Annotated in this window: 21 protein-coding genes; 14 read left to right on the plus strand and 7 right to left on the minus strand. The window is 71.1% G+C overall.

Annotation, left to right across the window (positions count from 1 at the left end; translation table 11 throughout):
- Positions 1 to 13: 13 nt before the first annotated feature.
- Entirely contained in the window at positions 14 to 379 is a 366-nt protein-coding gene (locus tag AB0B90_RS37150) for an STAS domain-containing protein (protein WP_350945283.1), read from the minus strand.
- A gap of 88 nt (positions 380 to 467) precedes the next feature.
- Positions 468 to 842 (minus strand): STAS domain-containing protein, encoded by a 375-nt coding sequence (locus AB0B90_RS37155; protein ID WP_350945282.1) that lies wholly within the window; start codon positions 840 to 842, stop codon positions 468 to 470.
- Positions 843 to 940: 98 nt separating this feature from the next.
- Between AB0B90_RS37155 and AB0B90_RS37160 the strand changes: the two genes are divergently transcribed.
- Positions 941 to 2,182: a hypothetical protein gene (locus AB0B90_RS37160; protein WP_362926578.1), complete on the plus strand. Its 1,242-nt coding sequence runs from the start codon at positions 941 to 943 to the stop codon at positions 2,180 to 2,182.
- A gap of 484 nt (positions 2,183 to 2,666) precedes the next feature.
- On the opposite strand, the gene AB0B90_RS37165 is transcribed toward AB0B90_RS37160, so the two are convergent.
- Positions 2,667 to 4,007, minus strand: a complete 1,341-nt coding sequence (locus AB0B90_RS37165; protein WP_350945280.1) for an APC family permease — start codon at positions 4,005 to 4,007, stop codon at positions 2,667 to 2,669.
- 133 nt (positions 4,008 to 4,140) lie between these two features.
- On the opposite strand from AB0B90_RS37165, the gene AB0B90_RS37170 reads away from it, so the two are divergent.
- On the plus strand, positions 4,141 to 4,536 hold the full coding sequence (locus AB0B90_RS37170; protein ID WP_350945279.1) for a hypothetical protein: 396 nt from the start codon (positions 4,141 to 4,143) through the stop codon (positions 4,534 to 4,536).
- Positions 4,537 to 4,818: 282 nt separating this feature from the next.
- On the opposite strand, the gene AB0B90_RS37175 is transcribed toward AB0B90_RS37170, so the two are convergent.
- Positions 4,819 to 6,060: a glycosyltransferase gene (locus AB0B90_RS37175; protein WP_362926579.1), complete on the minus strand. Its 1,242-nt coding sequence runs from the start codon at positions 6,058 to 6,060 to the stop codon at positions 4,819 to 4,821.
- Between the two features lie 35 nt (positions 6,061 to 6,095).
- Here AB0B90_RS37175 and AB0B90_RS37180 point away from each other — a divergent pair, with 35 nt between their 5' ends.
- From AB0B90_RS37180 to AB0B90_RS37190, 3 genes are read left to right on the plus strand one after another with little or no spacing between them, the layout of a single operon-like run.
- Positions 6,096 to 6,953, plus strand: coding sequence for a PIG-L family deacetylase (locus AB0B90_RS37180; protein ID WP_350945277.1), 858 nt, complete (start codon positions 6,096 to 6,098; stop codon positions 6,951 to 6,953).
- Positions 6,954 to 7,007: 54 nt separating this feature from the next.
- Positions 7,008 to 8,069, plus strand: coding sequence for a lysylphosphatidylglycerol synthase transmembrane domain-containing protein (locus AB0B90_RS37185; protein WP_350945276.1), 1,062 nt, complete (start codon positions 7,008 to 7,010; stop codon positions 8,067 to 8,069).
- Between the two features lie 41 nt (positions 8,070 to 8,110).
- Positions 8,111 to 11,494 (plus strand): BTAD domain-containing putative transcriptional regulator, encoded by a 3,384-nt coding sequence (locus tag AB0B90_RS37190; RefSeq protein WP_362926580.1) that lies wholly within the window; start codon positions 8,111 to 8,113, stop codon positions 11,492 to 11,494.
- A gap of 149 nt (positions 11,495 to 11,643) precedes the next feature.
- On the opposite strand, the gene AB0B90_RS37195 is transcribed toward AB0B90_RS37190, so the two are convergent.
- Complete coding sequence (locus tag AB0B90_RS37195) at positions 11,644 to 12,201, minus strand: hypothetical protein (RefSeq protein WP_362926581.1); 558 nt, start codon at positions 12,199 to 12,201, stop codon at positions 11,644 to 11,646.
- Between the two features lie 189 nt (positions 12,202 to 12,390).
- Here AB0B90_RS37195 and AB0B90_RS37200 point away from each other — a divergent pair, with 189 nt between their 5' ends.
- The 7 genes from AB0B90_RS37200 (at position 12,391) to AB0B90_RS37230 (ending at position 19,977) form a co-directional block, all read left to right on the plus strand.
- Positions 12,391 to 12,936, plus strand: a complete 546-nt coding sequence (locus AB0B90_RS37200) for a VTT domain-containing protein (protein WP_350945273.1) — start codon at positions 12,391 to 12,393, stop codon at positions 12,934 to 12,936.
- Positions 12,937 to 12,988: 52 nt separating this feature from the next.
- Positions 12,989 to 14,002: a serine hydrolase gene (locus tag AB0B90_RS37205; protein ID WP_362926582.1), complete on the plus strand. Its 1,014-nt coding sequence runs from the start codon at positions 12,989 to 12,991 to the stop codon at positions 14,000 to 14,002.
- 138 nt (positions 14,003 to 14,140) lie between these two features.
- On the plus strand, positions 14,141 to 14,788 hold the full coding sequence (locus tag AB0B90_RS37210) for a GntR family transcriptional regulator (RefSeq protein ID WP_362926583.1): 648 nt from the start codon (positions 14,141 to 14,143) through the stop codon (positions 14,786 to 14,788).
- 308 nt (positions 14,789 to 15,096) lie between these two features.
- Entirely contained in the window at positions 15,097 to 15,777 is a 681-nt protein-coding gene (locus tag AB0B90_RS37215; protein WP_362926584.1) for an isochorismatase family cysteine hydrolase, read from the plus strand.
- Positions 15,778 to 15,780: 3 nt separating this feature from the next.
- Positions 15,781 to 17,397 (plus strand): hypothetical protein, encoded by a 1,617-nt coding sequence (locus AB0B90_RS37220; protein WP_362926585.1) that lies wholly within the window; start codon positions 15,781 to 15,783, stop codon positions 17,395 to 17,397.
- A 51-nt stretch (positions 17,398 to 17,448) separates the two neighbouring features.
- Positions 17,449 to 19,395 (plus strand): allophanate hydrolase, encoded by a 1,947-nt coding sequence (gene atzF / locus AB0B90_RS37225; protein WP_362926587.1) that lies wholly within the window; start codon positions 17,449 to 17,451, stop codon positions 19,393 to 19,395.
- A gap of 177 nt (positions 19,396 to 19,572) precedes the next feature.
- Positions 19,573 to 19,977 (plus strand): RidA family protein, encoded by a 405-nt coding sequence (locus tag AB0B90_RS37230; protein WP_350945267.1) that lies wholly within the window; start codon positions 19,573 to 19,575, stop codon positions 19,975 to 19,977.
- Here AB0B90_RS37230 and AB0B90_RS37235 read toward each other — a convergent pair.
- Both AB0B90_RS37235 and AB0B90_RS37240 read right to left on the minus strand, forming a co-directional pair.
- Positions 19,961 to 20,929 (minus strand): RNA methyltransferase, encoded by a 969-nt coding sequence (locus AB0B90_RS37235; protein ID WP_362926589.1) that lies wholly within the window; start codon positions 20,927 to 20,929, stop codon positions 19,961 to 19,963. The two genes, AB0B90_RS37230 and AB0B90_RS37235, sit on opposite strands and share 17 nt — an antisense overlap.
- The gene (locus AB0B90_RS37240; protein WP_350945265.1) at positions 20,922 to 21,695 is read right to left on the minus strand and encodes a DUF4184 family protein; all 774 of its coding nucleotides are present in this window, start codon (positions 21,693 to 21,695) and stop codon (positions 20,922 to 20,924) included. Before AB0B90_RS37240 ends, AB0B90_RS37235 begins: the two co-directional genes overlap by 8 nt.
- Positions 21,696 to 22,032: 337 nt before the next feature.
- Here AB0B90_RS37240 and AB0B90_RS37245 point away from each other — a divergent pair, with 337 nt between their 5' ends.
- Entirely contained in the window at positions 22,033 to 22,665 is a 633-nt protein-coding gene (locus AB0B90_RS37245) for a hypothetical protein (RefSeq protein WP_362926591.1), read from the plus strand.
- Positions 22,666 to 22,864: 199 nt separating this feature from the next.
- On the plus strand, positions 22,865 to 24,649 hold the full coding sequence (locus AB0B90_RS37250; protein ID WP_350945263.1) for a substrate-binding and VWA domain-containing protein: 1,785 nt from the start codon (positions 22,865 to 22,867) through the stop codon (positions 24,647 to 24,649).
- Positions 24,650 to 24,780: the final 131 nt, after the last annotated feature.

A 24,780-nucleotide genomic window follows, 5' to 3' on the forward strand; every position in this document is an offset into this window, starting at 1 on the left:
CGTTCGCGAGGGCTCAGGCCACCTCGAGCGCGTCGGCCACGGAGGGGAGCACCTCGAACACCTGGGTCAGGCCGGCGAGGTTGAGACGCCGGGCCAGGTTGCCCTGAACGCCGGTGAGGATCACCCGCACCCCTCTGCTCAGCCCCTGGTGACGCACCTGGAGCAGCTCGCCGATCCCGGAGGAGTCGCAGAAGGTCAGGGCGGACAGGTCGAGGATGAGCCTCGGTGAGGGCAGGGAGCCCCAGGCCCTTCCCATCTCCTCGCGGAGCACCGACGTGTGGTAGTGATCAAGCTCTCCGCTCGCCCGTACGACGAGTGTCGTACCGTGCAGCCCGGATGTGGCGGTGAAAACCGACTCCGGCTCATCTCCCACGAACATGACCAACCTTCTGAACCGACCCTTTGCCCAAGCAACCATAACTGTCTCATACGGCGCGGATCGCTCTAGTGCGGAGAAACGTGACCACTCATGTCACCTCGGGAAACGCCTCCACCGCCTCCTCGACCGTGCGACAGGTATCGAACAGATCGGCCACCCCGAGGCGCCCCAGCCGCTGCCGCATCACGGCGGAGAGGCCGACGAGGACGAGCGAGCCCGCCAGCCGGCGAACCCGGTCGAGGGCGTACATGAGCACGCCGTACCCGGTGGAGTCGCAGAAGGTGACCTCGGTGAGATCGATCACCAGGCGAGGGTGATCCGTCGCTCCCAACGCGACGTCGGCCTGTTCCTTCAGCAGTGGCGAGGACCCGTAGTCCAGTGCCCCCACCGCGTGCAGGGCGATGAAATCACGGTGTTCGTCGGCTCGAACACGGAGTCTGCCGCCCTCTTCAGCCTTCGCCATCGACATCCTCTCCCGCTTACGTCCCCGGTGCCCCGGCCAGGCGGGTCTAATCACGCGGAGCACGACCGGATCGCGAAGGCATGCGGAACAATGGGGACATGGTGAAAGCGCGCCCGATGGCGGTCATGGTCGTCGGTACGCTCCTGATCGCCGCGTGCGGAGGTGCCCCCGCGACGCCCGACCCCACCGTCGCACCGGGCGGCACCGCCTCGCCGGCCCCCGCCTCCCCTTCCCCGAGTTCTCCGAGCCCGGCGCCAGGGGCCCCGTCGGCGAGCCAGGCGAGTCCGGCGGCGACCGGGGCGGTCGCCGCGTCCGCCGAGTGGACGGCCGTGGGGGGCGCGAACCTGTCGGGCGCGACGGCATTGCTCGACGTGGTGGCGACCGGGCCCCGCGACGCCTGGGCGGTCGGATACCAGGACGGCGCGGAGGACCGGGAGGGCACGCCCGCCGTCCTTCGCTGGAACGGAAGCCGCTGGAGGGAGATCTCCCTGGGCGACGAGGCCGAGGTCCACCACCTGGAGGGGGTCGGCGCGGCCGGACCCGACGACGTGTGGGTGGTGGGCAACGGCCCGAGCGCGTTCGCCGCGCACTGGAACGGGCGGGCGTGGACCTCGCACCGGCCCTTCGGGGTGGCCGAGGACTACCGGCTGGCCGACGTCGCGACAGGCGGCGGCACGTGGTTCGCCGCGAACGGCCCCTCGGGCGCGGTCGTCCTGGAGCGGGCGGACGGCGGTTTCCGTAACGTGCTGACCACGCAGGGCACCTTCGAGGCGATCACCTCCGGGCAGGGACACGTCTGGGCGGTGGGAACGAGCGAGACCCGCACCCCGCTGGTCTGGCGCGGCACCGCCGGATCGTGGGAGAGCCTGGAGACGCCGCCGGTCCAAGGCGGTCGTCTCAGCGCGGTCTGGCAGGTCTCGCCGTCGGAGGTGTGGGCGGTCGGACGGATCTCGACCGGCCAGGAGACCGGGTCGCAGACGCGAGGTGCCGAGGGGGCGCAGCCGCTCGTCATGCGCTGGGACGGGACCCGCTGGACGCGGGTCGAGGTGCCGGTCTCCCGGGGAGGCCTGTACGGGGTCACCGCCTCCGGCTCCGACGTGTGGATCAGCGGCGTCGACGCCGACCACGCCGGACAGGCGCTCATCCTCCACTTCGACGGCACCGCCTGGTCACGCGAGTACGGCCCGCTGTTCCGCACCTACGCCGCCACCCAGCAGTACGAGGAGACCGACGACGTGGGCGGCGCCGTCCTGACCCGGGTGCCGGGCAGCGAAACGCTGTGGGCGGTGGGCTCGGTCGGCGTGGGCGACGACGAGAAGGCCTTCGTGCTCCGCCGCTGAGACCTCCGGGACTCCCGGGACTCCTGAGACTCCCCGAATCCGCCGGCACCGTCGGCATCGCCGCCGCCACCGGACCGTCGTCGCCCCGGAGATCGCCGCCGAGGTCGCGGACTTGGAACAAACGGTGTCCTTGCCGGAAACATCGGCCTCCTAGTCTGCGGACATGGCGGACTATTTCTCCCAAACGCCACGACAGAGCCCTCGACGCCGCAGCCGGGACACCGAAGGTCAGACCTCCCCTTCGCTGCCCTTCCCCGCCCTCTCGGGCCCCGACATCCGCGCGATCACGCCGCCCGGCACACTCGCACCCCGTCCTGCCGGTACAGATCAACACGAGCTGGGTAAAAAATCCGTGAAAAAGTCGGTCAGTTGACGTAGTCTCTCTCAAACTCCAACAAAGAGGGAGTATCACATGAAAAAGGTTCTTATCCTCCAAAAGCCCCGGCCGCCACGGAAACCCATCGCTCTGGACCTCCGCACCCCCTCAGGACGGGCCCTGCCCTTCTGACAGGAACAACCGGTTGACGAACCAGAGGACCGCACCGATCGCGAGCAGGACCCCCGCGCGGAGATAGACGTCCGCGTCCCTGCCGGTGATCGGCAACGTCAGGACGAGACAGACCACCGCCCCGAGAACCGGCATCCAGCTCGGCGCCCGGAAGTGATCGTGATCGACACGGTCCTTGCGGAGGATCAGCACGGCCACGTTCACTATCGCGAAGACGCACAGCAACAGCAGCACCGTGGTGTCCGCCAGGTCGCTCATGTCGCCGGTGGCGACGAGCACCGCCGCGACGCCCACGGTGAAGACGATCGCCACCCACGGGGTGGACCTCGTCGAGTGGACCGTCCCGAAGATCTTGGGCACGATTCCCTCACGCGCCATGCCGTAGACCAGGCGCGAGGCCATGAGCATGTTGATCAGCGCGGTGTTGCCCACCGCGAGCAACGCGATGAGGGCGAACAACTTGGGCGGGAACGCCAGCCCGGCGACCTTGACGACCTCGAGCAACGGACCGGACGAGTCCACCAGCGTCCTGGTGTCGACCAGCATGGTCGCCGTGAACGCGACCCCCAGGTAGATGACCGCCGCGATGGTCAGGCCGCCGAAGAGAGCGCGGGGAAAGTCTCGCTGCGGCTCCTTGGCCTCCTCCGCGAGGTTGACCGAGTCTTCGAAGCCGAGCAGCGCGTAGAAGGCGAGGGCCGTGCCGCCCAGGATCCCGAGGAAGGCGCCGTTGACCGGATGGAACTCCAGCGCCCGCGCCGGTTCGCCGTCGCCGGACAGCAGGGCGAAGATCCCGATCGCGATGATCACCAGCAGGCCGAAGGCCTCGATGATCGTGAGCACCACGTTGACCTTGATGGACTCGGAGATCCCGGCGAAGTTCACCAGCGTGATCAGGCCGAGGAAGATGAACGCGCCGACGACGACCGGCAGCGTGACGAACTCCCCGAGGTAGTCGCCGCCGAAGGCCCGCGCGGCGGCGCTCGCGGAGGTGATGCCGCTCATCAACACCGCGAACGCCACAATGAACGTGACAAAGGGAATGTTGAACGCTTTGTTCGCATAAAGCGCGGCACCGGCCGCCTGGGGATATTTGCCGACAAGTTCGGCGTAGGCGGTCGCCGTCAGCGCCGCCAGCACGAAGGCCACCAGGAAGGGCACCCACAACGCCCCGCCGACGTGGCCGGCGACCTTCCCCACCAGGGCGTATATCCCGGCACCGAGAATGTCGCCCACCACGAACAGAAGGAGGACCCTGCGCCCGATGACCCGCTTGAGCGAGTGCTGACCGGAACCGGGATCGACGATCGCCTCAGCCATGCCCCGCACTTACCCTCGGCGGGGGCAAAATCACGTCAGGTCACAGGAGTCACTCCTGTAAGTGTCATGAAAGTGATCCGCAAGGAACCCTGCCTACAGTTCCAACTGTCACGAAATGCAATGAAAGGCAGAAATGTTCCGCGCCCTCTCCTCCCGCCGCCTCGCCGTCGCCGCAGCGGGAGTCGCTCTCATATCGATGACCGCCGCCTGCGGCGGGTCGTCCTCCAACAGCGCGGTCTGCACGGAGGCCGCGTGGTCGAAGCCCTTCGCGGACTTCACCACCGCCGCCACGTCGAGCGCCGGTGATCTCACCAAGTACAACGACGCCACCGCCAAGCTCGCCGCCGACCTCAAGGCGCTCGCGGCCACGGCCGACGGTGAGGTGGCCACCGCCCTCACCGACCTCGCCACCTCGTTCGAGTCGGCCAAGATCGATGCGAACGACCCGGCCGCGGCCGCGACGGCCGCGACGTCGCTGGTGACGAAGATCCAGGAGGCGAGCACCAAGCTCGTCGAGGCCTGCGCCTAGACCTCCTGGACCTCCTGAACCTCTTGGACGATCCAGGGACCGGTGCCTCCTGGCGGCAGGAGGCACTCCGGGTACGGCCGCCGCTCCGCCTGCGGGGGGCAGTGCGGCGCGGCGGCCGTACCGACGATCTCCGGCAAGGCCCCTGCCACCGCACGGCAGGGGCCTTGCGCGTTTCCACCCGGCCGCCACCCGGCCGCCGCCCGGCCTCGCGACGGCGTCCCGCCGGACACCGGCCCCCGCCTCGGCCTCCCGTCCACCGGCCCTCTCACCCGGGCCCGGCTCTCAGGTCCGGCCGGCGCGCGCCTGCTCGTAGCAGCGTTCGAAGCCTTCGAGCACCGCGGGCCAGGAACTGTGGACGGGCTCGGTCTCCCGGTTGTTCGCCGCGATCGACTCGCGCAACTCGCGGTCGCGGACCAGCCTCGCCACCGACGCGACCAGGTCGTCGAAAGTCCGCCCGAGGAGTCCCTCCTTGCCCGGCCGTACGAAGTCGGCCACCCCACTCTGCGCACGCGCCACCACGGGCACCCCCGCGGCTCTCGCCTCCAGTGCCGCCAGCCCGAAGGACTCACGGGGCGCGGGGGCGACGAACACGTCCGTCGAGGCGAGCAGCTCGCGGATCTGGTCCCGGCTGTAGCGGCCGGGGAGCGAGACCCAGCCGGTCATGCCGTTCGTCCTCAGGTAGCGCTCCATCTGCGACCGGGCCGGGCCGTCCCCGACGACGGTCGCCCGCATCGGCGTCTCGGCGGGCACCTGGGCGCGGGCCTCCCGCAGGAGCCGCAGCAACCGGACCGGCTGCTTGCGGGGCGCGAGCCGCCCCACCGCGACGACGTGCACCGGCTGTACCGGGCCGCCTTCCCGCTCGGACGGCACGTGATCGACGCCCGCCTCGGACGGCGCGTCTCCCGCGGGGGACGCGGCTCGTACGTCGTCCGCGGGGGAGGCATGGGAAGCCGGAGAGGCCGGAGAGACCGGAGAGACCGGGGGAGCCGAGGGAAGGTGCGCCGAGCGCCAGCCGGAGACGTCCAGGCCGTTGGAGACCACGTGCACCGGCACGCCGGGCCCGGCCACCGCGCGGATCGGCAGGGCCGCGGCCTCGCTCACCGCGGTGCCCACCAGCCCCCAGCGGTGCCACCCGAACAGCAGCCGCAGCCCCCGGTAGAGCGCCCGCGTGACCGGGTCCCACATGCTGTGCACGGTGACGACCACGGGCAGGCCCGCGCGGGTCGCCGCCCGCACGCCCATCCAGGCGAACGGCGAGACCGCCCCCGTGTGCACGTGCACCACCTCGGGCCGCCGCGCTCCGATCAGGCGGAGCAGGTGTCCGGTACCGAACGGGTGGACCGGCAGGTCGAAGGGGAGTCTCGCGACGATCCTGTGCACCCCGGGAAGGCTCTCCCCCGGGGTGGCGGTCGCCACCTCGACGTCGTGGCCCGCCTCCCGCTGCGTCCGGATCAGATCGGCGACCTGCACCTCGATCCCGCCGAGGCGCGGCAGGTAACAGTCACTGATGTGGAGGATCCTCACCGTGCCAGCGTAGACCCGCGTGAGATCATGCCTGCGTGCCCCTGAGGGCGCATCCGCGTCGCGCGAACGGAGTGAGCCTGATCAGCAGCGTCAAGACAGCAGTGTTCTTTCATGCCCATCCCGACGACGAGGCCCTGCTGACCGCGGGCACCATGGCGATGCTCGCCGCCGAGGGCCACCGGGTGGTCCTCGTCGTGGCGACCTCGGGTGAGCGAGGCCAGGCCGACCTCGAACCCGGTGAGGCGCTGGGCGCCGCCCGTATGGCCGAGCTGTACAAGTCGGCCGCGGCACTCGGCTGCGCCCGGGTGGTGAACCTCGGCTACGGCGATTCCGGGCTCGCCCCCGGCGGCGGGATCGCCGACGACCGGCCGGACGACGCCTTCATCGACGCCGACGCCGAGGAGGCCGCCCGGCGGCTCGCCGCCATCCTCACCGAGGAGAAGGCCGACCTGCTGACGACCTACGACCCCGCGGGCGGCTACGGCCACCCCGACCACGTCCAGGTGCACCGGGTCGGCGGCAGGGCGGCCGAGATCGCGAAGACCCCGATCGTGCTGGAGGCGACCGTCAACCGCGACCCCCTGCTGCGGGGGCTGCGGCTCGCGAGGAGGTTCTATCCGCAGCTCGACATCCGGGCCTTCGAGCGGGCGTACTCCCCCGGCGAGGTGATCACCCACCGGGTCCCCGTGCGGCGTTTCGCCCGCCAGAAGCGGGCGAGCATGGCCGCCCACGCCTCCCAGGCCACCGGCGCCGACACCCGCACCCTCGGGGTGATGCTCAAGATCCCCCAGCCTCTTTACCGTCTCGTCTTCGGCACCGAGTGGTATGTCCGCAGGGACGCCCCCCTGGGCTCCCGGCTGAGGCACCCCTTCGAAGTTCCTCCCAAAGGATGAGTTCGGTGGCGGCAGACTGGGTCGGGGATATCGGGTGAAGAGCGGTCGTGTCGCATGAAGAGCAGGTTGTTCCAGGTCGGGCTGTCGGTCGTGTCGCTGGCACTCGCCGCCACGCTCGTGTTCTTCATGCCCCAGGTCGTGGCGGTCCTGACGGGCAAGCACGTCTCCTGGGCGCAGATCGGCGCGCAGTTCGCCGCGCTGGGTCCGCGGGAGGTCGCGCTGATGACCGTCGTCTGGCTGCTCAGCCTCCTCGCCTACACGTTCGTGCTCACCGCCTCCCTTCCCGGGCTGACCCACCTGCAGGCCCTCACGCTGAACGCGGGCGGCAGCGCGGTGAGCAACCTGCTCCCCTTCGGCGGCGCGGCCGGGGTGGCGATGACGTTCGCGATGACCAGGGGCTGGGGGTTTCCCGCGCGGGCGGTCGTGGTCTCCACGCTGACCACCGGCATCTGGAACACCCTGTTCCGCTTCCTGCTGCCCGCGGCGGGCATCGTCGCCCTGCTGTTCAGCGGGCAGTCGCTCAGCCCCACGGTGACGAGGGCGGGCTGGGTGGGTGCGCTCTCCATCCTGGGCCTGGTCGCCGTGGTGACCGCCGCCCTGTACTGGGACCGCGCCGCGAACGTCCTGGGTCGCGGTCTCGACGCCCTCACCCGTCTGCTCCCCCGCCGGATCCGTCCCGGCGAGCACTCCGCCTCCGAGGCGCTGTCCAAGCTGCGGGCCGACACCTCCGAGATCGTGAGGGACCGCTGGGCCGGGCTCACGCTGGGAATGATCTTCTTTCTGGGTTTCCAGTGGCTGATTCTCGTCGTCTGCCTGCAGGCGACCGGCGCCTATCCCGGACTGGCGCAGTCGATCGCCGCCTTCGCCCTGTCGAGGGTCCTGACCACGGCCTTGGTGACTCCCAGCGGTACCGGGATCATGGAGGCCGGAACCATCGGCGCACTGGTCTTCTTCGGCGCCCCCCTCGACTCCGCCACCGCCGCCGCCCTGCTTTTCGGGTTCTGGACCTACACTGTCGAAATCCCCTTCGGCGGGCTGGCTCTGGGAGCCTGGACCTTCCTGCGCAGGCGTGAGAACGCCGCGACGGCCGCCGAAAAGGAGTCGATCAGCCGCTAGATTGGGAAATACCTTGTATGCGATTGGAAGGCCCACATAGCGTGGCGGCTGACATGGTGGCGTTCCGAGTTCTCGGCCCGGTCGAGGCGCATTCAGGTGAAGACGAGCTCGACCTGGGCGGGCTCCGTCAACGTGCGGTCCTGGCGCGCCTGCTCGTCGCGCGCGGGCAGGTCGTTCCCGTCGACTCGCTGCTGTACGACCTGTGGGACGACGACGCGGCCAAGGGCGCCCAGTCGGGGCTCCAGGTTTACATCTCCCGGCTGCGCCGGGTGCTGGAGCCGGGACGTCCGCGCGGAGGGCCGAACCGGCTGCTGGTGACCGTGGCCTCGGGCTACGCGCTGCGCGCCGCTCCCGACCAGGTCGACGCGCTGCGTTTCGAGACGCTGGTCCGCACCGCGGGAGAGCACCTGGAGGGCGACGACCCCGCCTCCGCGCGGGCTCGCCTGGAGAAGGCCCTGAGCATGTGGCGAGGCACCCCCTACGCCGACTTCGCCGACCAGCCGTGGGCCGAGGCCGAGGTCAACCGGCTCGCCGAGCTGCGCCTGGTGGCCCGCGAGCGGCACGCCGACAGCGGCCTGCGGTTGGGCCTGCCCGCCGAGTCCGTGCCCGACCTGGAGGCGCTCACCACCGAGCACCCGCTCCGCGAGGAGGGCTGGCGGCTGCTCGCCCTGGGCCTGTACCGCTGCGGACGGCAGGGCGACGCGCTGGCGGCGCTGCGCCGGGCGCGCACGATCCTCTCCGACGAGCTGGGCATCGACCCCGGCCCGGCGCTGCGCAAGCTGGAGTCCGACATCCTGTCCCAGGACCCCGGCCTGCAGCTCGCCCCCTCGGCGCCGTCCAGGCAGCGCCAGCAGGTGGCCGCGGAGACCTGGCCGCCCAGGCCGACGGTGGCCCAGGTGGAGCTTCCCCCGCTGGAGCCCGAGCCGTTCGTCGGCCGCGACGCCGAACTGGGCAGGCTCACCACCGCCGCGGCGAGAACCGGCCGCTTCACCGTCGCGGTGATCAGCGGCGACGCGGGCGCGGGCAAGACCACCCTGGTCCGCCAGCTCATGAGGCGGCTCTCCGACGACGGGTGGGGCATCTCCTCCGGCGCCTGCCCCGACAGCAGCGCCACGCCTCCCGGCTGGGCCTGGGTGGAGATCCTGCGCACCCTGGTGAACGCGGCCGGGCCCGGCGAGTACGCCTCGCTGCTGGCGCCGCTCCTCGACGACGCGGCCCCCGAGCCAGACGACGACCAGGCCTCCGGCGGGTTCCGGCTGCACCGGGCGGTGGGCGGCTATCTCGCCGCCGTCGCCAAGGAGACGCCGATCCTGCTCACCCTGGAGGACCTGCACTGGGCCGACGACCAGACGCTGGCGCTGCTCCGCGCGCTGCCGAGCCTGCTCGCCACCAGCCGGGTGCTGCTCGTGGTGACCTGCCGGGACAGCGAGCTCAGCGACCAGCAGGCCGACGTGCTGGCCGCGCTGGCCAGGCTCGGTCCGGTGCGGGTCGGCCTCACCGGACTCGACACCAAGGCGGTGGCCGAGCTGGTCAGGGCGACGTGCGTGCGCGAGGTCGACGAGGACGCGGTCAGCAGCATCGTCGAGCGCACCGGCGGCAACCCCTTCTTCGTCCGCGAGACGGTGCGCCTGCTCGACGCCGAGGCGGTGAGCGACCGCGCGACGGCCGCCGAGGTGATCTCCGGCGTGCCCTCCGGCGTCCGCGACGTACTGCGCAGGCGCGTCTCCCGGCTGCCCGCGATCGCCCAGCAGATCCTGTTGCAGGCCGCGGTGATCGGCCGAGACGTGGACGTGGACGTGCTCGTCGACGTCTCGGGCGACGAGGACGCCGTGGTCGACGCGGTGGAGGCGGCGCTGCTCGCCGGCCTGGTCACCGAACCCGGTCCCGGCAGGCTGCGCTTCGACCACGACCTGGTCCGCGACACCCTGTACTCCGACGCCTCCCGGCTGCGCCGCTCCCGGCTGCACGCCGCGGTCGCCTCGGTGATCGAGCGCAGGAATCCCGGCGACGTGGCAGCGCTCGCCCACCACTACCACTCCGCGGGCACCGGCGAGACCGCCGGCAAGACGGTCCACTACGCGGGCCTCGCCGCCGAGCAGGCCGAGCGGCGCTTCGCCCACCGCGAGGCGGCCACCCTGTGGGAGCAGGCCATCGCCGCCTTCGACAGGTCGGGCGTCGCCCACACTCCCGACAGCACCAGGGAGCGACTGCTGCTCACCCTGCGGCTGATCAAGGCCCTCGCGCTCTGCGGCGACATGGCCGCGGCCCGCAGACGGCGGCGCGAGGCGATGGACGCGGCGCTGCCCCTGGGCAACCTGGAGCTCACCGCCCGGGTGGCCGCCTCGCTCGCGGTGCCGCACAAGGGCATGGCCCGCGACTTCACCCGTACGGCCTGGGAGATCGTCGACGTCGCCGAGCAGGCGCTCGTCGAGCTGCCCGCCGGCGAGCAGTCGCTGCGGGCGAGCCTGCTCGCCACCCTCGCCCTGGAGCTGGAGGGATCGGCGACCCCCCGGGGCGAGCAGGCCTCGCTGGAGGCCGAGGAGCTGGCCCGCCGCTCCGGTGACCCCGCCCTGCTCGCGACCGCGCTGAGCGGGCGGCTGCGCCAGTCGTACGGCATCACCCCGGTGGGCGAGCGCGAGGTCATCGGCAGGGAGCTGCTGGAGGTCGGCAAGGCGACCGGGCAGATCTCGGTGCAGGCCCTCGCCCACCTGGTGCTGATGGAGTGCGCCGCCGCCTCGGGCGCGTTCGCCGAGGCCGACGCGCACGTGGCCGCCGCCGAGAAGCTCGCCAGGCAGTACGGCCTGTCCGCGCCCGCCTCCGTGGTCGCCTGGTACGCCGGGCAGCGTCTGATGATCGCCGGTGACTTCGCCGGGGCGGAGCGCGCCTACCGCGACGCCGCCCGGCTGACCGCGAAGGCCGGGATGCTGGAGGGCCGCCAGGACCTGCCGCTGATCACCACGTTCTGCCTGCGCCTGGTGAACGGGCAGGCCGCCGAGATGGTCGAGCCGCTCGCCGAGGCGCACCAGCGCGGAGCCAAGTGGACCCTGGACGCCTACGCGGTGGCTCTCGCCTCCGCGGGCCACCACCGGGACGCCAGGGCGGTCATCGCGGTGAAGACGCCCGTGCGCCCCGACTTCCTCTACGAGCTGGCGATGATCTGGCGGGCCCTCGCGGGCATGCTGCTGGACGACCGGGAGCGGATGATCGAGGCGTACGACACGCTGAAGCCGTTCGCCGACCGGATCGCGGGCGCGGGGACCGGGGTGGTCGCGCTCTGGCCCGTCGCCCTGACGCTGGGTGACCTGGCGCTGCGGCTGGGCTTCGCCGACGCGGTGAAGCCGCACTACGAGAACGCCCTCGCGGTGGCCGAGCGGGTCGGCGTGGACCGGTGGGTGGAGGCGGCACGGCGCTCACTCGGCAGCTGAGGCGTCACGAGGGCGAAGGTCCCCCACGAGATCCGGTCCCTCTTGATGCCCGGCTCCCGCCCCCGGAGAAGGACGATCGGGAGGAGTCCTTCCGAGACCCGGTCCATCTTCGGGAGCGGCTCTTCCCGGAAGGCCGGACAGCGGGCGGATCAGCATTTGACGAGGAACCTCTCGCTGCGCAGCGGGGCCTCGCCGGAGACCGACAGCACGACGCGGTACCAGCCGGGGTTGTTCACGACCCTGGGCTGCCACTCGACGACCTGGCTCTCGCCGGTGAAGCCGGACCCGGTGCCCAGGTATGCCTGCCAGCGGCGGGTGCCGGGGCTCCAGCGCTCCAGGCGCCAGCCGTAGGAGACGGTGGCCCGGGGGTCGTCGTTCTCGACGAGGCTTTTGGCCTGGTAGGGCCGGTCGCAGGGGCCGAGCGCGTCGATCGCGCCGACGATGACCGTACCGGGCGTCATGACCGTGTCGGAGACCCGCTCGACGGTGACCGGGACCCGCTCCGTGGCGGGCATCGATCGCGACGACAGCTCCACCGCCCGCACCGGCGCCTGCGCCGGCGCACCGGCCGTCACCTGGCCCGGAGTGCCGTACGCGGCCTCCACCCCCAGGTAGGCTCCAGCGAAGGCGAGGGTGGCGACGAGCAGCTTGAGTGCGCTCGCGACTCCACTCGCCACCACCGGTGCCACACTGCTACGCGGACTCATGACAGACACCTCTTTCGTTACCCCAAGGTGTACGCCACGGTTCTTGCCTTGGAGTTGACGTCCGCTTGCAGCCGGTGCGCCCACAGGCCGGCGGGTGCGCCCAAGGAGGGCTCCGCCATGTCGGCTCAGGTAAGCCTGCCCTAATATCAAGTAAAGGCAGCTGAAACGACCGCGGCGGTGATGTTCGGAATGCGACCTGTTGTGGCGGGCATCCCCGACCCGACCTCCGCGTCCTTCCTGGGCATGCCCCTGTGGCTCTGGGTGATCATCGGTGGCGTGGCCCTGTTCGGCGCGTTCCAGGCCTACTACTGGATCGGCCACGCCCTGGGCTCCAGGCTCTACGCCTCGCGCCTGGGCGCCAAGATCGGCCAGGAGAACATCACCCGGGTCGAGAACGTCGTCAGGAAGTGGGGCGCGCTCGCCGTCTACGGCTGCTTCTGGGTGCCAGGGCTGCGCCACACGCTGCCCTGGGTGGCCGGGGTGCTGCGGATCTCCTACCCCTGGTACGTCGTGGCGAGCGCACTGGGCTGCCTGACCTGGGTGCCGGTGACCTCCTTCGGCCTGTACTCGGTGATCTGGGGGTGGCTGGAGCTGGCCGCTCGCTCACCGCTCCTCGCGGGCCTGGCCGCGCTGGTGGCGGTCGCGCTCGTCGCCGGGTTCGTGCGGTGGCGCCGTCGCCGGGCCTCCCGCCGCGAACTGGAGAAACACCCGCCACAGATGTCAACTTTTCAATAGCCAAACCGACAACTTCCGTATATCGACGGTGGCCTCTGCCAGCATGGCTCGCATGCATCACGGGGGAACAGGCCGCACGGCCCGCGCCGCGCTGGTCACCGCGCTCATCCTGGGCACCGCGTCTTCGGTGTCCCCGGCCTGGGGGATCTCGACCTCCGCGCCGCCCGGCGGGGCTTCGGCGCGCGTTTCGGTCACCGGATCCACGGTGTCCGCCCCGCTCGCCACGCTTCGTACGCCCGCCCTCACCGCCACACCCGCTTTCGCACCCGCTTTCGCCCCCGCAGGGGACCGGCGCGCGTCGGTGCCGTCGGTGCCGGGGCGGGCCGCGTACCTGTACGACGCGAGCACCGGAACGATCCACCTGAGCAAGCAGGCGGGCAGGCGGATGCCGGTGGCGAGCCTGACCAAGATCATGACGGCGTACGTCGTCCTCAGGGAGGCGCGGCTGGCCGACACCGTCACGGTCCAGGCGGAGGACGTACGGCACGCGGCGGCGAACGGCGCGACCCACGCCTCGCTGCGCGCCGGGGAGCGACTCACCGTGCGGGACCTGCTGTACGCGGTCATGCTCCCCTCGGGGGCGGACGCCTCACACGCCCTGGCCCGCGTCTACGGGCCCGGCAGCACGAGGTTCGTGGCGAAGATGAACGCCACGGCCCGCTCCATGGGGCTCGTCGACACCCGTTACGCAACTCCCGACGGCCTGCCGAAGCCGGGGCCCGGTTACTCCACCGCCCTTGACCAGGCGAAGCTGGCCGACCTCGCGCTGCGCGACCCGGTGCTGCGGATCATCGCGTCCACCAGGCGCCATCTCGTGGCGAAGTCCAAGGTGCACCGGGCGCACACCTGGACCAACTCCAACAAACTGCTCGGCAAGACACCCGGGGTGACGGGCCTGAAGACCGGCTACACCAGCGCCGCCGGATACTGCCTGTCCTTCGCCGCCGACCGCGAGGGCCACCGGTTCATCGGCGTCATCCTCGGCGAGTCCAACGCCGACCGGCGTTTCCAGACCGCGGCACGGCTCCTGGACTGGGCGGGCGAGCAGACTCCACCCGAGCTGTGAGGAGGGCTGGATCGCCCGCTCCCGACCGGCCCGCTACCGGCCCGCGACCGGAACACCCGACCACGCCGCCATCCCGCGGGTGGGATTCCGGCCGTTCTCTGAGAGAGTTTGTTCCACACGTCGAGAGGAGTTGGACGGGTGGAACCCGATGGGGAGCTGAAACACCCCAGCCTGGTCGAGCTTTCGATGCGACGGCTCCGTCACGAGATCCTCTCCGGCGCCCTCGCACCGGGCGAGCGGCTGATCGAGGAGCAGCTCACCCAGCGGTTCGGCATCAGCCGGGCGCCGCTGCGCGAGGCACTGCGGTCGCTCGGGCAGCAGGGGCTGGTGGAGCACCTGCCCCGGCGGGGAGCCCGCGTCACCGAGCTGACCGGGAACGACGTGGACGAGCTGTTCGGGCTGCGCGACGTGCTCGAACGCTACGCGGTCGAGACCGCGCTGCCTCTCTCCGGCACGCACGACATGACCGCGCTCGCCGAGGCACTTGAGGGGATGGCGGCGGCGGTGCGCCTGGACGACCCGCTCGGCGAGAACGAGGCGCACCGGCGCTTCCACCTCGCGCTGGTCGCGCTCGCGGGCCACCGCCAGCTGCTGATGGCGTACGAGCCCGTCATCCTGAAGCTGCAGCTCTACATGGCCGCGAACCTGCGCAGGGAGGCCGAGCAGCGCTCTCCGGCCGAGGGGGTGGAGCGGCACAGGCGGCTCTTCGAGGCGATCGCCTCCGGCGATCCCGTCACCGCGCTCGACGCCCTCTCCCGGCACGGAGCGCGCACCTACATCGGCTAGAACGGGAACGGGTTCCGCCCGTCCCGTCCGGCTCCTCTCGACGTAGGGCGCGGGTGCCGGCCGACCGCCGCGCTCGCGCCCGTCGACTGTCGGCCGTCCGCGGGGGCGCGGGGGCGCGGGGGCACAGGGCCGCGGGGGCGCGGGGGCGCTGTCACGCATCGGCCGGACGCTCGACCGCGGGAGAGGGGCGCACCGGACACGATCACGCTCTGGTACAGGCCGCTAACAGAAGCGTAACCGGACGGGAAAGCCGCCGACATAATTCTGTCGACAATCGACAAAAGGAGGATCCGAGGAACGGAGTCAACGTGTCCGATCCGCTTCTCGTCGAGGCCGAGCCGTACGCATACGGGTTCGATCCCCGACACACAGCGCTGCTGCTCATCGACATGCAACGGGACTTCGTCGAGCCCGGGGGTTTCGGGGAGACCCTGGGCAACGACGTGTCCATGCTGCGGCGGGTCATCCCGCCGCTCCAGGAGGTGCTGGCCGCCACCCGCGCGGCGGGAATGACCGTCATCCACACCCGTGAGGGGCACCTGCCCGACCTGTCCGACTGCCCGCCCGCCAAGCTCAACCGCGGCACCCCCTCGCTGCGCATCGGGGATCCGGGTCCCAAGGGACGGATCCTGATCCGCGGCGAGTACGGCCACGACATCATCGACGAGCTCGCCCCCGTCGAGGGCGAACTCGTCGTCGACAAGCCGGGCAAGGGCTCCTTCCACTCCACCGACCTGGACCGGACCCTGCGGGCGGCGGACATCCGCAGTCTGATCGTCACCGGCGTCACGACCGAGGTGTGCGTGCACACCACCGTTCGCGAGGCGAACGACCGGGGTTACGAGTGCCTGGTCCTGTCCGACTGCGTGGGCTCGTACTTCGCCGAGTTCCAGCGGTACGGGCTCGAAATGATCGCCGCCCAGGGCGGCATCTTCGGCTGGGTCGCCTCCTCCGGCGGCTATCTCAAGGCACTCGAAACACGGAGCTGACCGATGACCACGACAACCGACCCCGTCAACCTCAAACTCCCCTGGTGGGTCAGCGGGGACACCAACGCCTTCTTCGGCCTCGGCTTCAACGTGATGGTCAACGTGCTGGTGCTGAGCGGCCTCTGCCTCGGGGTCGTCCACCTGCCGGGCTCCGACGTCTTCGGCGTCATCCTCCCCGCGATGGGCATCCAGCTCCTCATCGGCAACGTGTACTACACCTACCTCGCCCGGCGGCTCGCCCGCCGGGAGAACCGCACCGACGTGTGCGCGATGCCGTACGGTCCCAGCGTCCCGCACATGTTCATCGTCGTTTTCGTGATCATGCTGCCGACCTACCTGGCCACCAAGGACCCGCTGCGAGCCTGGGTGGCCGGGCTCGCCTGGTGCTTCATCATCGGCGTCATCGTGGTGATCGGCGCCTTCGTGGGCCCGTACATCCGCCGCTTCACCCCCAGGGCGGCGATGCTCGGCACCCTGGCGGGCATCTCGATCGCCTTCATCTCGATGCGGCCCGCCGCGCAGATGTGGGAGGCGGCCTGGATCGCGCTGCCGGTGCTGGTGATCATCATGGTCGGCTTCTTCACCGACCTGAGGCTGCCGGGCAACATCCCCGTCGGGCTCGCCGCGCTCCTCGCCGGCACCGCGATCGCCTGGATCGGCGGCTACATGGACCCCGCCGACGTGGGCGCCGCCGCCGGGAACATCGCGGTGAGCCTGCCGTCGCTGCACGTCGACCTCCTCCTCGAAGGACTCGGCCAGGTCTCGCCGCTGCTCGCCACCGCCATCCCCCTGGGCATCTACAACTTCACCGAGGGCATGAGCAACGTGGAGAGCGCCGCCGCCGCGGGTGACTCGTACAACCTGCGCTCGGTGCTCCTGGCCGACGGCGCGGGCGCGGTGGTCGGCTCGATGCTGGGCTCGCCGTTCCCGCCCGCCGTCTACATCGGCCACCCGGGGTGGAAGTCCGCGGGCGGCCGTACGAGCTACTCGATGGCGAGCGGCGTCGTCATCGCGCTCTTCTGCTTCCTCGGCATGTTCGCGCTGCTCGGCGCGGTGCTGCCGGCACCCGCGATCGTGCCGATCCTGCTCTACATCGGCCTGCTCATCGGCGCCCAGGCCTTCCAGTCGGTGCCGAAGGCGCACGCGGTGGCCGTGGTGATCGCGATCATCCCCAACATCGCCTCCTGGGCGCAGGGCTACATGGACAACGCGCTCGCCGCGGCGGGCACCAGCGCGCGGGAGGTCGGGTACGACGCGATCGCGCAGAGCGGGACGGTCTACGAGGGAACGGTCCTGCTCGGCGGCGGTGCCGTGCTCGCCGGCCTGGTGCTCGGCTCGATCACGGCCTTCGTCATCGACCGGTCGTTCCTGTGGGCCGCCGGGTACGCCTTCGTCGGCGCGGCCCTGGCCTTCATCGGCCTCATCCACGGCGAACGGGTCGAGTGGAACGCCAACGGCCAGGTCTCCCTGGGCTACCTCTTCGCGGGACTGATCCTGCTCGCCTTCACCCTCCTCAAGCCCAAGCCTTCCGACGAGACGCCGGAGGCCACCGAGGAGCCCGGCGAGCCCGAGCCGGCCCCCGCGAGGCCCGTCTCCGCCGAGGCACCCGCCACCTCCTGAACACCGTCCCGCCGAACACCGTCCCGCGAACCACGCACACAGGAAAGGCATATGCACACTCCGCCTGATCCGGACAGCATGCCCCGCCTCACCCTGAACCCGGTCCGGCTGGACCTGGAGAGCCTCTCCGGTCTCTACCGTTCCGGTGCGGCCCTCCCCGCCGACGTCGCCGGGGAGGTGCTCGCGCGGATCGCGGCGCGAGGTGACGACCACGTGTGGATCACCCTGCGCCCGGCGGCGGACCTGCTCGGCGACGCGGCCGAGCTGGCCCGCCGCTGGCCGGACCCCGGCACCCGCCCACCGCTCTACGGGGTCCCCTTCGCGGTCAAGGACAACGTGGACGTGGCCGGGCTGCCCACCACCGCGGCCTGCCCGGCCTACTCCTACGTCCCCGAGCGCGGTGCGCCGCTGGTGGAACGGCTGCTCGCGGCGGGCGCCCTCCTCGTCGGCAAGACCAACCTGGACCAGTTCGCCACCGGTCTGTCGGGCACCCGCAGCCCGTACGGCGCGTGCGAGTCACCGCTGGTACCCGGTCTCATCTCCGGCGGGTCCAGCTCGGGCTCCGCGGTGGCGGTGGCCGCGGACCTGGTCTCGTTCGCCGTCGGCACCGACACGGCCGGTTCCGGCCGGGTACCCGCCGCGCTCACCGGCACCGTCGGGGTCAAGCCGAGCCGGGGGCTCGTCAGCACGCTCGGCATGGTGCCCGCGTGCGCGTCACTGGACTGCCCGAGCGTCTTCGCCCGCTCGGCCGCCGACGGCCTGGCCGTCCTGTCGGCCATCGCCGCCTTCGAACCCACCGACCCCTGGTCACGCGTGCTCCCCGTCCCCGGCCCCGTACCGACCCGCGCGTCCGCCCTGCGGATCGGGGTTCCGCACGAACCGGAGTTCTTCGGCGACACCGCCGCCGAGACGGCCTTCGCGCGGGCGGTGGACCGGCTCGGCGGCCTCGGCCACCGGATCGTCCCCGTGGACCTCGGCCCCTTCCTCGCCGCCGGGCGGCTGTTGTACGAGGGGCCGTGGCTCGCGGAACGGCTCGCGGCGGTCGGCGACTTCGTCACCCGCAATCCCGGCGAGATCCACCCCGTCACCCTGAAGGTGCTGTCCGGCGGCGGCGCGCTCAGTGCCGTGGACGCCTTCGAGGGGCTCTACCGCCTGCGCGCGCTGGACGCGGAGACCCGGGAGGCGTGGGCGTCGATGGACGTGCTCGCCGTCCCGACCGTACCCACGACCTTCACCGTCGCGGAGATGCTCGAAAGCCCGATCGAGCGCAACGCGATCCTCGGCCACTACACGACCTTCACCAATCTCCTCGACCTCGCCGGGATCTCCGTACCCGCGGGGACGACGACCGCCGGCCGCCCGCACGGCGTCACCTTCCTGGGACCGGCGGGCTCCGACGGACTCCTCGCCGGTCTCGGTGCCACCTTCCACGCCCTGACCGGCGGTCCCGCGCTCCCCGTCCCGGACTCGCGGTCGGCGGCCACCTCGGCCTCGGCGAGCACCGTCCACGCTCCGAAGGCGGGACCGGCGACGGTTCACGCCTCCGAGGCCGCAGTCGAGGCCGAAGCCGCAGCCGCAGCCAGGGCCGAGGCCGAGGCCGAGGCGCGGACGGTGCTCGCCGTGGTCGGCGCGCACCGCTCCGGCCAGCCGTTGCACGGCCGACTCCTCTCCCTCGGCGCCACCGGCCTGGGAGTTGCCCTCACCGCCCCCCTCTACCGCCTCTACGCCCTGGAGGGCGGCGAGATGCCACTGCCGGGGCTGGTCCGCTCGACCTCCGGCGGGGTCGCGGTGGAGGTCGAACTGTACGAACTGCCCCCCTCGGCACTCGGCATCCTCCTGACGCAGACCGTTTCGCCCCTCGGCCTCGGCACGATCGAACTCGCCGACGGCCGCGCGGTGCACGGTTTCCTCTGCGAGCCGTACGCCACCGAGAAGGCCCCCGACATCAGCCGGCACGGCAGCTGGCCGAGCTATCTCCTCTCCCGGTCACGATCCTGACGATTCGGCTCCCTGCCCGGCCACGGCCGTGAGAGACCGGCCCCCTGTCACGGTCCCGACGATCCGGCGACGGTCACTCCGCGGTCGTCCGGAGCTCGCGCCCCGGTGATCGCGGGTTTCGGACGACCGTGTGCGAACCGGTCAGGGGCGCCAACGAAGATTGTTACGGTTTTCCGCATGACTGAACGGTTCGCGATCCTGAGCGGGTCCACCTTCGAGGAGCAGATCGGATACGCGCGGGCGGTGGTCGACGGTGACCGCGTGCACGTGTCCGGGACGACCGGCTACGACTACGCGACCATGACGATCTCCGACGACGTCGTCGAGCAGGCGGAGCAGTGCATGCGCAACATCGGAGAGGCACTGGCCAAGGCGGGCTGCTCGTTCGCCGACGTCGTCCGGGTGCGATACATGCTGCCCGACCGCGAGGACTTCGAGCCCTGCTGGCCGACCTTGCGCCGTCACTTCGGCGAGGTCCGCCCCGCCGCGACGATGATCGTGTGCGGCCTCGCCGACTCCCGTATGAAGATCGAGATCGAGGTGGACGCGCGGCGAGGAGATCCGCTCAACCGGCGCGCATGAGTCCGTGGCAGGCGATGGCGGCGGCGGCCACCACGTTGAGGGAGTCGACGCCCATGTCCATCGCGGCCGGGCTCATCGGGATGCAGACCGCCTCGTCGGCCTCGCGCAGCCAGCGGGAGGAGAGCCCGTCCCCCTCCGAACCGAGGAGCAGTGCCACCCGGTCGGCCATGGCGACCTTGTCCATGGGGGTGGCGGACTGGTCGGGAGTGAGGGCGAGCGTCCGGAAACCCGCCTCGCGCAGTTCGGCCAGACCGGCGTACCAGTCGGTCATCCGCGCGTACGGGATCGCGAAGACCGCGCCCATGGAGACCTTCACCGAGCGCCGGTAGAGGGGGTCGGCGCAGCGCGGCGAGAGGATCACCGCCTCCACGCCCAGGGCGGCGGCGCAGCGGAAGATCGCGCCGACGTTGCCGTGGTCGACGAGGTCTTCGAGGATCAGGACGCGCCGGGGCGCCACGGGCTCGGCGGAAACCCCTCGCCGAGCCGGGAAACCCGATCCTGGTCCGCCCTCCGAGTGCGCCGCGTCCTCGGCGGAGGCCCCTCGCGGAGCCGGGGAGTCCGATCCTGGCTCGCCGTCCGACCGCGCCGTGTGCCCGGCGGGAGCCCTTCGCGCCTCGCGTCCGGACAGGAGATCCTCCACCTCGGGAAGCGGGAGGCGTTCCATCGCGGCGAGGGCGCCGCGATGGACCTGGAATCCGGTGACCTCCTCCATGACGGCGTCGTCCACGACGTGGACCCGGTCGCCGAGCGGGCCGAGGAGATCGGCGAGAGGGCCGGCCCAGCGGGAGGTGAGGAGTACGGAACGCACGGGGTAGCCCGCCGCGACGGCGCGGCGGATCACCTTCTCCCCCTCGGCGATGAAGAGGCCGTGCTCGGCCTCCATGCTCTTGCGCAGCTCGACGTCGCGCAGGTTGGCGTAGTCGGCCAGGTGGGGGTCGATGGCTTCAGGCACCCTCGAATACTGCCATGACCCGCCTGAGCTGCCATATCAGCGCGTAGACGAGCAGCATCGCGGAGCAGCCGACGACCGCCCCCGCGCCCAGCCTCGTCACGAGCTCGGCCTTGGTGTCCGGGGGGAAGGTCAGCGCCCAGGCGACCGCGCCCAGCGGGATCGAGACGGCGGTGGCCAGGAGCACGGCCGCCCGCTCACCGGCGGGCAGGAGCAGCCGTTCGGGCACCGGCCGCGGCTCCATCGCGCTCAGTCCGCGCCAGGCCCACCAGAGGACGACCGCCAGGCCGACCACGGTGGAGGTGTACTGCAGCAGGCGGAACAGGGAGATCACTCCCGCCACCCGGACGTCCAGCCAGCTCCAGCCCCACAGGGCCGAACTGTACGAGTGGGTGAAGGAGTCCCAGAGCTTGTGGGTGAAGGCGCCCACGATGCCTCCCGCGACCACGGCGGGCAGCCGCCGCAGCCCGTACATCCCCGGGGTCAGCGCGGCGGCGCGTCCGGCGAGGGAGGGGGGCAGGAGCGCGGTCAGCGGGTCGCGGAGCGTCAGGTGGAAGACGGCGAGCAGCACCAGGACGGCGAACAGGTCGATCGTGAGGACGCCCTCGGAGGAGTGCCAGAACATGTAGTCGGGCAGGAAGGGGAAGAAGATCGGCAGATCGGGCACCATCGCGCCCAGGGCGAGGGCCCAGGGGTCGAGAAACCTGCGCGTCCGCTCCGAGGAGATCAGCGGCAGCACGGCTGCGACGTGGCTGGGCGTGAACGGCACGGATTTCCCTCCCGACGATCTGCTGGACAGCTCCATCTTGCGGCATGCCCGCGCCGGGACCGCGGACTTTCACCGGCCCGCGAAACCCGCCGTCCTCCCACGACCCGCCTGTGGCGGGACAGGCCGGTCGACCGGCCTGTCCCGCCACACGATCCGCCACACCGTTCGCGCGGTTCGCCATGCGGTTCCGTCATGCGGTTCGTCACGGGGAGGCACGTGGTCCGCCACGGGGGAGGCATGTCGCCGTCACCATGAGGAGCTTCGCCGCTTCTCCACACTCCGACACCGTGTGACGCATAGATTACCGAGCGTCGTCGAACGGGTACCGGAGGCCGTCGTGACCGATCAGATCGTGCCGGTGGCACCGCTGAGCGCCGAGTGGCTGCGTGACGCCCGCAGGGCTCGCACCCTCTCCCTGGTGACCCTGGTCTGGCTGGGCGCCGAGAGCCTGCTCGGCATCGCCGCGGGTTTGGAGGCGCATTCGGTCGCCCTCATCGGCTGGGGCACGTCGGCCCTGGTGGAGGCGGCGGCCGGCCTGATCGTGGTCTGGCGGTTCACCGGGACGAGGACAGGTTCCGCGTACGCCGAGGAACGGGCCCGCAAGGCCGTGGCGATCAGCTTCTGGATCCTCGCCCCCTACCTGGTGGTGCACGTGGCGCACGACCTGGACGCCGGGCACCGGGCCGTGCCGACCCTGCTCGGGATCGTGGTGACGGCGGTCAGCGTGGTCGGCATGCCGTTCCTGGGGATGGCGAAGCGGCGACTGGGGGTCCGGCTGCACTCGGCGGCGACCGCGGGAGAGGGGACGCAGAACCTCATGTGCGCCACCCTCGCGGCGGGGGTCCTGGCCGGGCTCGCGCTGAACTCCGCCGGCTGGTGGTGGGTCGATCCCGCGATGGCGGTCCTGCTCGCCGCGGTGGCGGTACGTGAGGGGTTCAGGGCGTGGCACGGGCACTCCTGCTGCCACTGACCAGGCGATCCTCGCTGTCTCGGTCGTCGACCGCTCTTCGCGGACACAGAGTTCAATGATCAACACATACAGTAACAACCGCACCGAAATGCGTTTTTTGCCCCACTAATCATTGCAAGTACAGTTCCGTGAATATTGCGGACGACCTCCCGATAGGGTGACCCGCTAGCTCCATGACATCGACACCGAAGAGGACATCGTGGGCGGACGTCACCGGACAGATGAACTCGAGGACGGCTACACCCCGTACAGGGAACAGCAGACGAGACGCAGGCGTGGAGGACGCGGCAAGGTGCTGGTCCCGCTCGCCGGATCCGTCGCCCTCGCGGTACTGCTCGGCGTCGCCGCGTTCGTGGTCATCAACCGCGACCGTGACGGCGGGTGCGCGGGCGAGGCAGTCCCGTTGCGGATCACCGCCTCCCCTGACATCCAGCCCGCCCTGTCCCAGATCGCCCAGCGCTTCAACAAGGCGGCCCACCAGGTCGACGGCAGATGCGCCGCCGTCACGGTGGCCAAGGGCACCTCGGCGACCGTGGCCTCCTCCTTCACCGGGGGCAAGGCCGTCGCGATGGACATGTGGGTCCCCGACTCGAAGCTGTGGGTGACGAACCTGCGGACGAGGGTGGAGGAGGTGCCCGAGGCGGGCGCGTCCATCGCCCAGTCCCCCATCGTCATGGTGGCCTCGGGCTCGGTGGTGCCGAACCTGAAGAAGAGCTTCGGCGAGGCCAGCTGGGGCGGCATGATCAACGCCGCCAACGTGGCCAACGTGGACGGTCCCGGCCGCAAGGTGCGCGTGCTCGTGCTGGATCCCGCGCTCAACTCCGCCGGGCTCGGCGCGCTCCTGGCGGCGGCCGGAGTGGCCACTGCCTCGGGCGCGGGCGAGGAGCAGCTGGTCGGCGCGCTCAAGAGCCTGTCGGGATCGACGTCGACGGTTCGCGACCAGGACGCGCTGCTGTCCAGCCTGGGCGTCCAGGGCAGCAAGGCCCCGCTCGGCATCTCCTCGGAGCAGGGAGTCTGGGCGTTCAACAAGGCCAAGAAGCCCGATGTCCCGGCCGTGCCGCTCTATCCGGCCGAGGGGACCATCAACCTCGACTACCCGGTGGTGATCACCGCCAAGGACGCCGTCGTCCGCAAGGCCGCCGAGGCGTTCCAGAAGGAGCTCGGCAGCGAGGCGTCGAAGAAGGCACTGCAGGACCAGGGGTTCCGCACCCCGGACGGCAAGGGCGGCAAGGCCATCTCCGGCTCCGACGGTTTCCAGGCCAAGGCGCCGCAGGCGATCGAGCCGCCCGACGCCAAGACCGTCGCGAGGATGTCCCAGACCTGGTCCCGGATCAAACTGGGCACGAGGCTCCTCACCCTGCTGGACGTCTCGGGCACCATGGCACTCCCTGTTCCCGGTACGGGCCTGACCCGGATGCAGGCGATCAGCAGGATCGCCGTCGAGGGCATGAAGCTCTTCCCCGCCAACAGCGAGCTGGGACTGTGGGAGTTCTCCACCCATCTCAACGGCCAGGGCGTCGACTACCGCGAGACGGTCCCGGTCGGCCCGCTCACCGAGGACATGAACGGCGCCCTGCGCAGGGACGTGATCAACCAGAAGCTGATCACGACCCAGGCCAAGGCGACCGGTGACACCGGGCTCAACGACACCCTCGCGGCCGCGTACAAGCAGATGACCGACGAGTACCAGAGCGACAAGATCAACACGGTGCTCATCCTCACCGACGGGGCCGGCAACGACGATCCGGACGGCGGGATCAGCAACCAGCAGATCCTGAAGCGGCTCAGGGACCAGTTCAACCCCGAGAAGCCGGTCAGCGTCCTGATCATCGCCTTCGGTCCCGACGCCCCCAAGGGCAAGCGCCAGATGGACGCCCTCGCCAAGGCGACCGGCGGTGACGCCTACATCGCCAAGGACGTCCTGGAGGTCAGAAAGTTCTTCCTGGAGGGCATGAAGCGCCGGCTCTGCGCTCCCAACTGCTGACCCTCCCGCATCACTTTCACCCCGTACGGCTGGTGTCACATTGGCACCAGCCGTAGCAGTTTTCCCAGGTCATACCGTATCGGCATGATATTGACCCCTTTGGTCAACCAGTCGCGGGGAGGTGACGTCCT

This window comes from Streptosporangium sp. NPDC049078 (assembly GCF_040648855.1).
In the GTDB taxonomy this organism is placed as follows: Bacteria; Actinomycetota; Actinomycetes; order Streptosporangiales; family Streptosporangiaceae; genus Streptosporangium.